The 1061-nt window shown below is 29.7% G+C and carries 1 protein-coding gene; it reads left to right on the forward strand.

The window, feature by feature from the left end; genetic code table 11:
* Nucleotides 1–867 (forward strand): IS256 family transposase (locus L21TH_RS01030; RefSeq protein WP_034428931.1); only part of this gene is annotated, 867 nt, incomplete at its 5' end.
* Nucleotides 868–1061 lie beyond the last annotated feature (194 nt).

A 1061-nucleotide genomic window follows, 5' to 3' on the forward strand; every position in this document is an offset into this window, starting at 1 on the left:
TCAACAAGGGATATACATGATCAATTAAAAGACATATACGGAATAGAAGTATCTGCTGAGATGGTAAGTAAGATAACCGATAAGATATTGCCAAGTATTAAGGAATGGCAAAATAGACCCCTTAATCCTGTATATCCTTTTGTATTCATGGATGCAATACACTACAAAGTAAGGGAAGATGGTCAAATCAAAAGTAAAGCTGCTTATGTTGTATTAGGTATTAATTTAGATGGCTTTAAAGATATTTTAGGTATTTGGATTGGTGAAAGCGAGTCTTCAAAGTTCTGGTTAGGAGTGCTAAACGAGTTAAAAAATAGAGGTTTAAAAGATGTATTAATATTTAGTGTAGATGGTTTAACCGGACTAAAAGAAGCTATTAATGCCGCCTATCCTAAAGCTGAGGTCCAAAGGTGTATTATTCATCAACTTAGAAATTCCTTTAAGTATGTACCCTACAAACATAGAAAAGAGTTTGCAAAAGACTTTAAAGCAGTATATACAGCTGTTAATGAAGAGCAAGCCTATGAAAACCTACTTGAAGTTAAAGAAAAGTGGAATGAAAAGTTTCCCTTTGCTATCAAGAGCTGGGAAGTAAACTGGGATGTAATTTCACCATTTTTCAAATTCCCTCAAGAAGTTAGAAAAATTATGTATACAACAAATATCATTGAAAGTTTACATTGTCAGTTTAGAAAGGTTACAAAAGCAAAATCTGTATTCCCTTCAGACCAAGCTCTTGAAAAGATGCTTTACCTATCAGCTCAAAATATAATGAAAAAATGGACTATGTGCTATAAAAATTGGGATTTAGTCCTTAATCAATTAATGATTTTCTTTGAAGATAGGATAAGTCAATATATTCTATAAAAAAGCATAAATAATTTAAATATAAGCCATAACTAGTTATTTTGTCACCTTTAAAGTTATTTAAATCGTAACAAATGATATACTTATCCATTATAATAATTATTGCCAAAATTATAAGATTTTATGAATATAATCTTACAACTTTGGCAACTCTATAAACAAAATCCATATAAAATATAATTCATTTCAGTGTA

This window comes from Caldisalinibacter kiritimatiensis, from assembly GCF_000387765.1.
In the GTDB taxonomy this organism is placed as follows: domain Bacteria; phylum Bacillota; class Clostridia; order Tissierellales; family Caldisalinibacteraceae; genus Caldisalinibacter; species Caldisalinibacter kiritimatiensis.